This window comes from Anaeromyxobacter diazotrophicus (genome assembly GCF_013340205.1).
Taxonomy (GTDB): Bacteria; Myxococcota; Myxococcia; order Myxococcales; family Anaeromyxobacteraceae; genus Anaeromyxobacter_A; species Anaeromyxobacter_A diazotrophicus.
Genome location: NZ_BJTG01000003.1, coordinates 196,946 through 208,380 on the forward strand (window position 1 = coordinate 196,946; position 11,435 = coordinate 208,380).

Below are 11,435 nucleotides of genomic sequence, written 5' to 3' on the forward strand. Positions count from 1 at the left end.
GTATCGACGAACGCTGGGACGCCGGCCCACTTCCCGATACGGACAGCTTCTTGCCTCGCATCGGCCGAAACGCTTGCACCAGTGAGATGGACTTGACCCATCGGCCAAGATCCGGCCCCGAAGGCCACTCCATGACGACTCTCGGATAGGAGCCGCTCCGTCTTAACGCCGCAGCAGCTACCGCAAACACGTCGGGCGGCCAGACCGGCGGAGCGTCGGCCAACGCGACTCCCATCTGCTCAAAGCACTCCCGCAGGTGATCGGGATCGGGGGGCACGCCTCAGCATACACGCGGTCCAGTGCCTCTTCTCCGTCTTCGGACAAACGGGAGCGGGGCCGCTGGCGAATTCCGACTTGCCGACACATGCGGCTCGGCCTCAGGATCGCGACCGTTATGAGCTGGGAAACCATCACGCTCGAACGGGAAGCCCTCTTCGCCGAGGTCTGGGCCGAGGCCGCCCAAGGGGTAGCGGCGCGTTACGGAATCTCTGGGCCAGCTCTCGCAAAGATCTGCAGGAAACTCGGAGTTCCTGTCCCACCGCGCGGGTACTGGGCTCAAAAGGCGGCGGGCCAGACGGTTCGCCAACCGGCCTTACCTCCACGAAGGCCGGCCGAAGCTACGTCATACCAGTTGACCGTCAGGCGGGACGATTACGGCCCCGATGGATTCACGCTAGACGCACGCGTCGCCATCGCCAAGGCGCGCGCGACGGCGATCCCGGTAGCAGATGTGCTCGAGTCCGCCCACCCCCTCATCAAGGAGTCTTCGGCGCTTCTCCGCAAGGCGCTCCTGAAGACACGCACCGAGGTCCTACCGAGCAAACGCTGCCTCGACATCGTCGCCTCTCGTGCTCAGATGCCGCGCGCGTTACGCATTGCGGACGCCGCGCTGAAGGCGCTCGAAGCGAACGGGCTTGAGGTCGAGGCAACCGAGCCGAAGCCCGCACCACCTGGCTACCTATCGTCATACGAACGCAGCAGGTATCCTCCGAGCAAGACCGGGATCCACGTGGGTGACGCGTTCTTTGAGTTCACGCTGGAGGAAGAGCTCGACACCGTCAGGCCCGAGGAGCCAAAGCCCTCGCGCGATGCGCCCTACGAGAAGCGGTGGGACTGGGTGAAGCGTCACGGCAGCCCTGGATACGAACGGGTCCCCTCCGGTCGGCTTGCGCTGGGGCTCACCGGTGGGGGCTGGCTAGGGGCGGCGCGCTCATCATGGCGCGACGGGAAGCGCAAGCGGCTTGAGGAACAGCTCAACGACTTCGTTGCTACGGTCCTCGAACTCGGCGAGCGCCATCGGCTCTGGCGCCTCGAGCGCGAAGCGGCCGAACGCCGGTACGCGGAGGCTCAGAGGCGAGCGGAAGAGGAGGAGAGGCTCCGTACACTTGAGGCTGCGCGTGTAAAGGACCTTGATGAACGCCTTCGTGCCTGGTCGGATGCAGCGGGCATCGAGATGCTTGTGACCGAATTCGAGCGCGTCCACGGGTCTGCAGCCGCGCCGGGGTGGGTGGCCTGGGCGCGGAAGCGTGCCGAGACCCTGCGCGCTCGAGCGATCGAACTAACATCTTCCGAGGGCCCTGCCCGGTGAGGACGCATTTCGCCGTTGGATAAGTGCTGTCTCACTCGCAGGTCGTCCAGACCTACTGCACATCGCAATCACCTGCTGCGGAACCGGGCGGCGCAATCGTAATTCAGCTTCTGTGTCGAACGCCGCCGCTCGTGCCTCAGGTGGTCCCCCGGTCGGCCCGGATTCGGTCTGAACGTCGTCTCCGGGATGTTCCGTCGCATCGGGCGTCGGGTTGATCGCTATGTGCCACGAGCACGAGGCGCAGGCGTGGCTTGCGCACGTTCGCAAGCTCGCGGGTCGACGTTATTCGGCGGCTGACGAGTCGCTAGGCCGCCTTCGAGGGCTTCGGCAGCGGCTTGCCCTTCTCGAAGGCGGCGTCCTCGCCGAACTTGGCGACGATCTTCCTCTTGGTGTCGAGCCCGGTCGCCTCGATGACGAACTTGGGCACACGGCGAGCGCGCCTGTCCGCCACCCACTTCGTGAGGTCCGCTCCGCGAGCCCGCGCACGGCGAGGTCCGCGACGCGCTCGGCCGGAGTTGCCGTTCACGTTCAAGTTCTTCTCCAACTCCTGCGCAGCCAGCTCCGCAACGTGTCGCTGGATGGCAGGGCTGATCTTGGCGATGGCCTGCGAAACGGCGGCGACGATGATCTCTTCGATGGTTCCGGTAGGTCGGGGCATGGGCCCTCCTTGAGCACTCGGATTCAACGAACGTCAACGACTCTGTCCGTCGGATATTCCGTCTGCGTAGGCCTGAACCCGGACTCTGCACGCCGGGCACGCCCGTGCTTTCCGATATGTGTTGTCGTTCGCGGGGACCGCGTGTTTGCAGATGAGCACGTCGTACAGCCGTTCGCCTTGGCGCTCGTTCTTTTTGACAATGGTCCGCCAGACTTCCGGGACTGTGTACTTCTTCGTCTTCGACTTAGCTGCAGCCAACCTGTCTCCTGACCCCCGCAAAGGGCGCTGCATGAGATAGCACGAGAGGTGCGGGAAGACTTGCATTTGTGCATCAAGCGCGGTGGTTGTGCCCTTCAGGTGACCGTGCCAACCCAGCTGCGAACGCATCGCATTTAGGCCTGAGTCGGCGCGGACCCTACGAGGCGACGAGCCGACGAGGCGCGGTCAGCCCCATGTGCGATGTCTCCTGATCATGCTAGCGCTCGCCCTCGCCGCACTTCTCCTCGCGAGTCCGCCCTGCGCCGGCGACGGTCACAACCAGCACCGGAGCGCGTCCGCGAAACGTGCCTTTCGCCAAGCGCGGCCGTGCCCCGCAGGGCCCGACCGGGGTTCCGTGCACCACTGCCGCGGGTATGTCATCGACCACATATGTCCCCTCGCGTGTTGCGGCCTCGACGCTCCGCAGAACATGCAATGGCAGACCAAGGCAGAGGCGAAGGCCAAGGACCGCTGGGAACTCGACTGCAGTCGAAGCTGTGGCTGGACGAAGCAGACGGCCTCGCGCCCGGGCGAGAGCCGCTAGAAGGGCCGCGGCAGCACATCCATGGGGCAGTTCTGGCGGCGGCTCGAGGGGACCAGATGCCTCAGCGGCGCTTCCGCACGATTGGCGGCCGCGCCGCAGGCGCTGGGGGCGTGGGGGGCGGCAGCACGACGGAGGCGGGGATGCGCGGCCTCTCCTCGATGGACCACCAGACGCGGAACCGCGGGTCCCAGCGCCACTCGGTCGTCTTGAGCTCAGTCCTGACCTCGATCGGCGGCACGCGATCGAAACTCAGCGCAGTTCGCGCGGCGTATACGCGCGTGTGGGCGGTCACCGGCTTCGGCGCGGACGCGCCATGCCCGGCCGCGAGCAGCTCGCACAGTGAGCGCTCGCAGTTCTCGCAGACCTCCTCGCGCACCGTGGCGTCCCGCGCGAAGAGTGGCACGATCGGCTTTCCCGAGCCGTCCGGCCGCCCCGGCGAGAGCCCGGCGGCGCTACGAAGGCACGCGGGGCACCAGACCGCGTCCTCGGCGCTGTAGCCGAGGACGGCGAATGGCCTGCGCGCAACGATGCCCGCCACGACCTCCTCCGTGGGCGGCATGGCTATGCCTCCTCCGGCTCGGACGAGTCGTACGGGGTGAACGGCTGCAGGTGGATGTCGGGCGGGTGGTAGTCGCCGCAGAGCTCGCACGCGATCAGCTCCAGGTGGACATCGTTGAACATCTGCTCGACGGCTTCGTAGAGATCCGTGAACTGCGCTGGCTTCGTCAGCATGTGACCGTCTCCCTGTTCGGGCGGCGTCGCGCCGCTCTCACCCGAAGTGGAGCGGCCGACGGCGCCCGCGAGCGCGCGGAGGCCGCGCCGGGCCGGGCCACGCCGCAGTCGGCGGCGACCGTGCCAGCGAGCCTTTTGGAGCTGGCGCGGTCGCGCGCGCGTGGCCCGGCGGCTTTCCGGCGCGGCCGGAGCAAGCGGGGGAGACGGTCGCGTGCTCGGGCGGACCAGTTCCCACCCTCACGCGAAGAGCGCGTTCGACACGTTGGGCTCCAGCGTCGCGAGGTCGGTCACTCCGTGCGCCTCGTCGCACCAGGGCGCGAGCGCCGCGCCCGAGATCCCGATGGCCAGGCCGAAGATGCTCACCCCGAGCGCCGCCGCGCGCTCTCGCAGCCCCGGGGCAGCGGCGGCGTCGTCCTCTCCGTCGGAGATGAGGACGAGGTCGGCGCTCCGAAAGCCGCCGCGGGCATCCGCAATGACTTTGAGCCCGCGCTCCACGGCAGCGGCGATGGAGGTCCCTCCGCCGCAGCGCACGAAGAGCGCCTCCTCCGGGAGCGGGGCGCCTGGGGGGACCACATCCAGGTAGAACGGCGCAGCGTTGTAGGCGACGAGCGCAAACACCCGCCGCTCGGCGCGCGCGTGCTCGAGCAGCGCCAGCGCGAGCGCGGTGGCCCAGACGTCCTTCAGGCCGCCGCCCTCGTCCATCGAGGAGCTCTTGTCGAGGAGCACCACGAGCGGGCCGCGGCCGAGGCGCTCGCTCCCGCCGAGCTGGTACTCGAGCAGCTGGCGCTCGGCGAGGCTGCGGAAGAAATCCAGGCGCCGCCGCGGGTCGGTGAGGCGCGCGAGCTCGACCGGCAGCGCCCGGGCGAGGTCCGCGCCCTGCGTGACGTCGGTCAGCTCGTCCGCGCCGTGGCGCACCCGCGCCCGGCGCTTCGAGGCGGCGATCCGCTTCATCCGGCCGGCGAGGAGCGCGATGCGCCGCAGGCGGGAGTCGCCCCGCAGCCGCGCCGCGAGGGGGCGTGCTCGGGCTCCCTCGCCGGCGCCGCCGCGCTGAGTGGACGTCCCGGGCGCGAAGGCGACGCCAGCGAGCCCCTCCGTCGCCTCACGCAACTCCTCGACGGCGCGCGAGGCAGCGGCGCAAGCCGCGACGAGCGGCCGCCGGAGCGGGTCCTTCGCCGAGCCCGGCGCCCCGGCAGGCGCCGGATGCTCGGGCGCGGGGAGCTCGCCCAGCTCGTCGAGGAGGGATTCGAGCGCGGCGGCGGCCGCAGAGGCATCGCCGCGGCACTCCGACGAGAGGCGTCCGAACTGCGGTAGCGCCTCACAGCTCGCGTGGAGGCGCTCGGCCCAGGCGCGCAGCGCCGGGACGGCGTCGCGGTCAGGGAGGCGGTCACATTCGCCCGCGTAGAGTTGTTCGAAGAGCTCGTCTTCGAACCGCCGCGGGGGCGTGTCGTTCGTGGCTGGCAGCGGCAGACCGCGCGCGTCGCGGTGCTGGATGAGGTGCCACTTCGGGACGTCGAAGATGAGGCGGCGCATCAGCGAGCCCCTCCCAAGCCGAGGCCGTGCGTCACGGATCGCGCGAGGTCGGACTGGAGCTGCGCGATCTCCTGGCAGGCATCGGCGAGCGTCGCCTTCGCGCGCGGCCCAGCGCCGCGCGCGAGCTCCGTCAACCGCGACTGCTGCGCCTTGAAGTCGTCGAGCGCCTGCGCCGCGCTGGCGATGTAAGCCTTGCGATCCGAGGACCGGAGCCCCGCGACCTTCGCCGCCGTCTCGCGGGCGGCGTCCAGGATCTCGGCGGCCTTGGCGCTCACCGGATCGGCCAGCTCCCCCACGAGTCGCGCGACCTTGGGGCGCTCCTTCGGTTCGCGCCAGAGCGCGTCCACGAGGACGAGGAGGTCCTCGGGGGTGGTGGCGGTCTCTCCGGAGAGGAATGCGTGCGCCTGCACGACGCGCAGGCTCTTCTTCCAGCGTCGGTCGGAGGCGACGATCCCCTCCGCCGCGCAGGCGTCCCGGGCGGCCATGAGCGCGTCCACGGTGGCGTCCGTGACGGTGACGCTCGCGGCCGCCGCCTGTGCGTCGAGGAGCGTCTGGAACGAGAAGGCGGTCGCGAGGCCGGGCTCGGGGCCCGTCACGACGGCGCGGAAGCTCGCCGGGCGGCGCAGGTACTGCACGTCGAACCGCAGGAGGAAGCGATCGAAGAGCGCCTCCAGCTCCTTCCCGTCCGGCAGCTCGTTCGAGGCGCCGAAGAGCGACACGAGCGGCATCGCGAGCGGCGCGCCGTCGTTGTGGAAGACGCGCTCGTTCATCGCGGTGAGGAGGCTGTTCAGGATGGCCGAGTTCGCCTTGAAGACCTCGTCGACGAAGGCGAACTGCGCCTCGGGCAGCTTGTCCGAGACGACGCGCGCGTAGCGATCCTGCTCGAGCGCCTTGAGGCTGATCGGCCCGAAGAGCTCCTCGGGCGTCGAGAACTTCGTGAGGAGGCGCTCGAAGTAGCGGCCGCCGAACGCTTGCGCGAGCGCGCGGACGAGCGCGCTCTTCGCGGTGCCGGGCGGGCCGAGGAGCAGGACGTGCTCGCCCGAGAGGACGGCGCACAGAGAGCCATCGATGACGTCCCGCCGCTCCGGGAAGCGGGCGTTGAGTTCCTGCCGGAGCTGCTGGATGGTGCTGAGAGGGTTCACTGCCGTGGTCGTGTTCTCGGTCATGGTCGTCTCCGATATCGGTCAGGAAGCCTTCGCCTGGAGGAGCCCCTCCACGTGGCGGGTGAGCTCGTCGAGCCTCGCGTCGAGGTCCGAGACCTGGACCTGGAGGACGGAGTGGTAGAGGTCGGCCTTCGCGCGCAGCTCGTCGAAGGTCGCGAGCCGGCGCGTGAGCGTTGCGGCGCGGTCGGGCGGCTCGTGCAGGAAGGCGTCGATCTCGGCCGTGAGCACGGCGAGGTCGTTCTCGAGCGCCGACCGGGCGGCGGCGCCGAGCGCCTGCGACGCCTCGGGGCTGGCGTGGATGGGCACCACGTCCAACCGGCTGGCGCCAATGCCGGCGACCGCGATCTGCAGGCGCCGGAGCGTCTCCGCGAATGGCGCCGGTACCCAGTAAACGCCGCCGTGCTCCCGCAAGGTGACGGCCGCGCAGGCGGCCAGCGTCTTCACGAGCGCGCGCCGGACGTCGTCCGGCGTGTGCGTGGTGAGGAGGCGCTCGTAGCGCTCGCGCACGGCGCGGACGAGGTCGTGATCGGGCGCGTCGCTCCCGAGGGATGCCGCGACCTGCTTGCGCAGAGCGATGCGAGCCTCCTGGCGATGGTTCACGTTGCCCGCGCCGTCGCGCTGCTCCTCGACGACGGCGAAGACGAGCTCGTGCTCGTCGTCCTTCCCCAGCCGGATGAGGTGCCCCTGCTGTCCCACGGCGGCCTCCCGCACGGCGGCGCGGAGGGCCTTCTCCGGCGTGGGCGGTTCGGGGAGGAGTGCTGGAGAGAGCCCGGCGGCGGTCCAGACCTCCTCCAGGCGCGCCCGGCCGATGCGGGCGTCCTCCAGCGTCCACCACACCATGTCACCAAGGTGGTCGCCGGCGGTTTGGAGATGGCTGCGAATCAGTGCGAGGCTCATCTGTGCGTCTCCCTGTCGAGTGGGCGCGGCACCGCGCCGCGCGCCAGCGCGAGGCGGCGCGGTGCTGCGCTCGTAGGGAGATCGGGGCCTCAGCGGCGCCAGCGGCCCGCCTCAAGGAAGGAGTAGTACCCGCCGGTCGCCACGATGACATGGTCCCTGGCCATCACTCCGATCAGCTCAGAGGCGGCCCTGAGACGCTCGGTGAGCTCATGGTCCTCTGCACTGGGATCGGGCGAGCCGGACGGATGGTTGTGGACGAAGATCACGGAGTGCGCGCCGGCCCGGAGCGGCTCACGCAGCACGTCGCGCGGCGCGACCGGGCACTGCGTGAGGGAACCCTCCGAGACCTTCACCGACTTGATGAGCCGGCACCGCACGTCGAGCAGGACGACGTGGAACTGCTCGCGGTCGGCGTGGGCGACGTCGCGCAGCAGCTCGTAGACCCGCGCTGGGTCTTGCAGCCGCTCCCCACGCTTCGGAGGCGCCCACGCCCCGCGCCGGCCCAGCTCGAAGGCCGCCACGAGCGCCGCCGCGCGGGCGCGACCCAGCCCAGCGACCTGCTGCAGGTCCTCCGGCGAGGCCCACGCGATCTCGGTGAGTGGTTTCTCGTCGAGGAGCCGCAGCGCCGCGTCACGGACGTTGTTCGTGCCCGCCGTCGGTCCGAGAAGCACCGCGACGAGCTCCGCATCCGAGAGCGCGCGCGGCCCGAGCTGCTCGAGGCGCTCGTGCGCGCTCGGCGTGTCGTTCACCTTCCACCGCATGTGCCACCTCCGTGCGAGGCGGCACTGCGCCGCCTTCCGCCGGCGGAGGCGGCGCGTGGCGGTGAGCGAACTTGAGCGGCAGGAGGAGAAATGCCCCCGGGGCAGGAAGCCCCGGGGGCAGCGCGTCGCCGCGACAGGGAGTGCGCGACGCCGCGCAAGAACGTCAGGCGACTGCGGGCTCCGACTTCGCGCGACGTGCCGCACGCTTCGTCGCGAGCTCCTCCGCGACCGCCTTCTCGGTGGACGCGGCGTCGACGCCGTACAGCGCGACCGCGTGCGCGAGATCGCGGGGGAGCGTTTCGCCCGCCATCACGAAGTAGCCACCGCGGGACAGAGACAGCTCGAGGACGAGCGCCCGCAACGCGCCGCCCGTGAGCCGGTCGGCGAGCTGTGCCAGCACGGCGGTGGGCTGCTCGCCCTTGGGCACCTTGCCAAGGCGCCGCTTCACCGTGTCGATGACGGCATTGTGGTAGCCGCCGTGGAGAAACGTCTCGTACACGAGCTTCATGAGGCGGTCGTCGTCTGGCGCGGCTGCCTCCGCGGCGGCGACCACGGCCGCGAGGATGCGCTGGCGCGTGAGGCGCGCCACATCGGCGGCGAAGCGAGCATCGGCGGGATCGCGATGCTGCATCGAATGAGACTCGCCAGGTAGCTCGTCGGTCCCCAGGGAGTCCTCGCCGGAGTCGACGCCGTCCTCCGTCGTGCTCGTGTTCGCGGTGCGCAGAGCACCGAGCTCGATGCCGTTCTTCTCGAGGGCGTCGAGGGCCTCCGCCCGGTTCGCGAGCCGTACCGGTTTCCCGTGGGACGTGAAGGCGAGCGTCTGGGGAGGGCAGAGGTCGCCGAGGAGCTCGCGCCACGAGCGCCGCTCCGGGTGCTTTGAGCAGGGCGCGTCAAGCACGATCCACGGGCTGTTCCACGGCAGCGTCGACCCGCTGTTGAAGATGCGTCGGGACTCCTCCTCGACGAGCACGTTGCCTCCGGCGGCGAAGACCTCGCGCCGCTCGCGGTCGATGAACGCGCCCACCTTCACCCGCCAGCAGGCGACGTCCGTGCACACGTCCTTGCGGTCGGGCTCGGGGAAGAGCTTCGGCTGGTTCGCGCTCCGCTTCGAGCACTTCGTGCACGCGCCGGCGCTCGGGACGAGCTTCGGGTCGTCAGTCGGGAACGGCGCAGTGTCCATGCGGCAGGCGTAGTCGCGCTCGATCACGGCTGAGATGCCGTCTGCGTTGAGGTGGCCTTCGTCGTCGAGCTCCTCGTCGTACGCCTCCTCTTCGGCGTACCGGTTCATCCGCTCCCAGGCCTCGGCCTGGAGCGCCGTCGGGATGCCGCGCGCGATGAGGAACGCGCCCGTCACGGACAGCTCGCCGGCGTAGAAGGCCTTCCGCAGCTCCGGCGCGAGCGCGGTGAGCTTGAGCCGGTGGTAGACGTGCGCCGGCGAGCGCCCGGCAACCTGAGCGATCGAGTCGACGGTGTGGAGCGCGTTCCCCTTCTTGTCGCGTATGGCGAGGAGCCGCTCGTACGCCTCGGCCTCCTCGAGCGCGTGCGGATCCTGGCGCTGCGTATTCTCGAGGACCCTGCGCGCCTGCGCCTCGGCGTCGGTGAGGTCCTCCACGGTCGCGGGGATCTGATCCAGGCCGACCTGCCTCGCGGCGCGCCAGCGGCGCTCGCCGAAGACGATCTCGAAGCGGTCGCCCTTCGGCCGGACCTTGATCGGCATCTGGATGCCGAACGTCCGGACCGACTCGGCGAGCGGAGCGAGGTCGATGTCGGCCTGGCGGTTCTCCGGTGACGGCTCGATCGCGGCGACGTCGAGCATCGCGACGATGAGCGGCTTGGTCGCGGGCCGGCGCTTCGCCGCGCGCGCTGCTCCCCTCTTGACGGTGGCTGGCATGAAGCTCCTTTTGGAATGTGCGGCGGCACCGTGCCGCCGCCCCCGAGCAGGGGCGGCGCGGTGCCGCCGCGGGCCACCAAGGAATGTGAACGGATGATGTACGGGCGGGCGAGCGCGTTGCGCTCTTCGTCGGGCGGCGCTACCGTCCATGGTGCGCGAGGCGTTGTGCCCGCGCGTCACAGTCCCGCCGGGAGCGACCAGCCCTGGCGAAAGGAGAGCAGCAATGTTCCCACACACGATGGGTCGGTGGTGGTTCGCGCACAAGCGCGGCTGCGGGCCGCCGTTCATGCACGGCGGACACGGATCTGGCATGCACGGCGGCGGCGGTGGCGACGATGGTGGCGGCTTCGGCGTCCGCCGGCCGCTCCGGTTCCTCGCCTACCGCCTCTCGCTCGACGACCGCCAGACGGCGGAGGTGGCACGGATCCTGGACGAGCTCAAGACCGAGCGCGCGCAGGTGTCCGTGGACGAGCGGCGGACGGTGTCGGCGTTCGCGGACGTCCTCGAGGCGGAAACCCTCGACGCTGCGAAGCTCGACGAGGCCGCCGCTGCGCGCGTGCGGAGCTCCGAGCGCCTCAAGAACGCAGCCGTGACGGCGCTCAAGGGGATCCACGCGGTGCTCGACCCCGAGCAGCGGAAGCAGTTCGCGTTTCTCATCCGGACGGGCGCCGTCCAGTTGTGAACGCTGAAGGCGGCGGGGGCGGCTTCGCCCCCGCCGCTCGCGGCCGCTACTTGCCGGCGGTGTCGCCGTTCTCGCGCGGCTCCTGGAGGAAGACGGCGAACTCGCCGTCGAGGTGGTGGAGGAAGAGGACGCCGTTCTTCCCGCCCTCGCGGATGAGGAGCTTGCCGATCTCCTGGTAGAACGTCTTCTCGCCCTGCTTCTTCGCCTTCTTCACCGTGTAGGTCGTGTTGGCCATTTCCCGTCTCCCTGTGGTGGGCGCGGCTTCATGCCGCCCTCACCCCGGGTTGGGGCGGCTGAGGCCAGCGACCGTGAGCGCGGAGAACCGGCAGATCGCGCGTCCGACGCTTCTCGGCGCCGCGGCGGAGCCCTCCGAAGGAGCCGTGCCACGGAGGCGGTTCGCGACGTGGCGCGGGCGGGCGCGGAGGACGCGCAGGCTTTCGGCCGGTTCGGAGCGCGGCCACTGGGAGCGGAAGGCAACCACGAATGTGTGAAGAGGGATCGACAGCGGGGCCACGTTCCACAGGAGAGTGTTGCTTGCCGTCGCTCGTGAGCGCAACGCCAACCCTCGAGCGCTGCGTCGTCGAGATCTGCTCGTGCCCGGCGCGCTCCTAAATGGCCTTCGTGGAAGCGCCAGCCATCGCTAGGCCAGTCACCGAGCCGCCACGGACTGCCCGGGATGAGGGTACAGGCGGCCTGTCTGGTGTAAAAGGAGGGGTCGGGTCTTCGGTCTA

General features: G+C 70.3%; 11 protein-coding genes. 2 read left to right on the forward strand and 9 right to left on the reverse strand.

Annotated elements, in window-relative coordinates:
- The first annotated feature begins 364 nt into the window (after positions 1-364).
- Complete coding sequence (locus tag HWY08_RS06900) at positions 365-1,588, forward strand: hypothetical protein (protein WP_176064129.1); 1,224 nt, start codon at positions 365-367, stop codon at positions 1,586-1,588.
- Between the two features lie 304 nt (positions 1,589-1,892).
- Here HWY08_RS06900 and HWY08_RS06905 read toward each other — a convergent pair whose 3' ends face one another.
- The 8 genes from HWY08_RS06905 to HWY08_RS06940 all read right to left on the reverse strand — a co-directional run bounded on the left by HWY08_RS06905 (position 1,893) and on the right by HWY08_RS06940 (position 10,310).
- Positions 1,893-2,246 carry a hypothetical protein gene (locus HWY08_RS06905; protein WP_176064130.1) on the reverse strand — a complete coding sequence of 118 codons (354 nt, stop codon included), beginning with the start codon at positions 2,244-2,246 and terminating at the stop codon, positions 1,893-1,895.
- An 863-nt stretch (positions 2,247-3,109) separates the two neighbouring features.
- Positions 3,110-3,607: a hypothetical protein gene (locus tag HWY08_RS06910; protein WP_176064131.1), complete on the reverse strand. Its 498-nt coding sequence runs from the start codon at positions 3,605-3,607 to the stop codon at positions 3,110-3,112.
- A 2-nt stretch (positions 3,608-3,609) separates the two neighbouring features.
- The gene (locus HWY08_RS06915; RefSeq protein ID WP_176064132.1) at positions 3,610-3,780 is read right to left on the reverse strand and encodes a hypothetical protein; all 171 of its coding nucleotides are present in this window, start codon (positions 3,778-3,780) and stop codon (positions 3,610-3,612) included.
- 237 nt (positions 3,781-4,017) lie between these two features.
- The gene (locus tag HWY08_RS06920) at positions 4,018-5,310 is read right to left on the reverse strand and encodes a vWA domain-containing protein (protein WP_176064133.1); all 1,293 of its coding nucleotides are present in this window, start codon (positions 5,308-5,310) and stop codon (positions 4,018-4,020) included.
- Positions 5,310-6,476 (reverse strand): AAA family ATPase, encoded by a 1,167-nt coding sequence (locus HWY08_RS06925; protein ID WP_176064134.1) that lies wholly within the window; start codon positions 6,474-6,476, stop codon positions 5,310-5,312. Before HWY08_RS06925 ends, HWY08_RS06920 begins: the two co-directional genes overlap by 1 nt.
- 18 nt (positions 6,477-6,494) lie before the next feature.
- Complete coding sequence (locus HWY08_RS06930; RefSeq protein ID WP_235969501.1) at positions 6,495-7,313, reverse strand: DUF6744 family protein; 819 nt, start codon at positions 7,311-7,313, stop codon at positions 6,495-6,497.
- A 146-nt stretch (positions 7,314-7,459) separates the two neighbouring features.
- Complete coding sequence (gene radC / locus HWY08_RS06935; protein WP_176064136.1) at positions 7,460-8,131, reverse strand: RadC family protein; 672 nt, start codon at positions 8,129-8,131, stop codon at positions 7,460-7,462.
- A 163-nt stretch (positions 8,132-8,294) separates the two neighbouring features.
- Complete coding sequence (locus HWY08_RS06940) at positions 8,295-10,310, reverse strand: ParB/RepB/Spo0J family partition protein (protein WP_176064137.1); 2,016 nt, start codon at positions 10,308-10,310, stop codon at positions 8,295-8,297.
- Here HWY08_RS06940 and HWY08_RS06945 point away from each other — a divergent pair.
- Entirely contained in the window at positions 10,309-10,704 is a 396-nt protein-coding gene (locus HWY08_RS06945) for a Spy/CpxP family protein refolding chaperone (RefSeq protein WP_255499579.1), read from the forward strand. The genes HWY08_RS06940 and HWY08_RS06945 overlap by 2 nt on opposite strands.
- A gap of 46 nt (positions 10,705-10,750) precedes the next feature.
- Here the strand turns inward: HWY08_RS06945 and HWY08_RS06950 are convergent, their stop codons facing one another.
- Complete coding sequence (locus tag HWY08_RS06950; RefSeq protein WP_176064139.1) at positions 10,751-10,939, reverse strand: hypothetical protein; 189 nt, start codon at positions 10,937-10,939, stop codon at positions 10,751-10,753.
- Between the last annotated feature and the right edge of the window lie 496 nt (positions 10,940-11,435).

Bases quoted from the DNA above. Each gene is read 5' to 3' on its own strand.
- HWY08_RS06940 (WP_176064137.1), bottom strand. From the start codon at position 10,310: ATGAACGGCGGCCCGCAGCCGCGCTTGTGCGCGAACCACCACCGACCC.
- HWY08_RS06920 (WP_176064133.1), bottom strand. From the start codon at position 5,310: ATGCGCCGCCTCATCTTCGACGTCCCGAAGTGGCACCTCATCCAGCAC.
- HWY08_RS06930 (WP_235969501.1), bottom strand. From the start codon at position 7,313: ATGGTGTGGTGGACGCTGGAGGACGCCCGCATCGGCCGGGCGCGCCTG.
- HWY08_RS06950 (WP_176064139.1), bottom strand. From the start codon at position 10,939: ATGGCCAACACGACCTACACGGTGAAGAAGGCGAAGAAGCAGGGCGAG.
- HWY08_RS06915 (WP_176064132.1), bottom strand. From the start codon at position 3,780: ATGCTGACGAAGCCAGCGCAGTTCACGGATCTCTACGAAGCCGTCGAG.
- HWY08_RS06945 (WP_255499579.1), top strand. From the start codon at position 10,309: ATGCACGGCGGACACGGATCTGGCATGCACGGCGGCGGCGGTGGCGAC.
- HWY08_RS06925 (WP_176064134.1), bottom strand. From the start codon at position 6,476: ATGACCGAGAACACGACCACGGCAGTGAACCCTCTCAGCACCATCCAG.
- radC (WP_176064136.1), bottom strand. From the start codon at position 8,131: ATGCGGTGGAAGGTGAACGACACGCCGAGCGCGCACGAGCGCCTCGAG.
- HWY08_RS06910 (WP_176064131.1), bottom strand. From the start codon at position 3,607: ATGCCGCCCACGGAGGAGGTCGTGGCGGGCATCGTTGCGCGCAGGCCA.
- HWY08_RS06905 (WP_176064130.1), bottom strand. From the start codon at position 2,246: ATGCCCCGACCTACCGGAACCATCGAAGAGATCATCGTCGCCGCCGTT.
- HWY08_RS06900 (WP_176064129.1), top strand. From the start codon at position 365: ATGCGGCTCGGCCTCAGGATCGCGACCGTTATGAGCTGGGAAACCATC.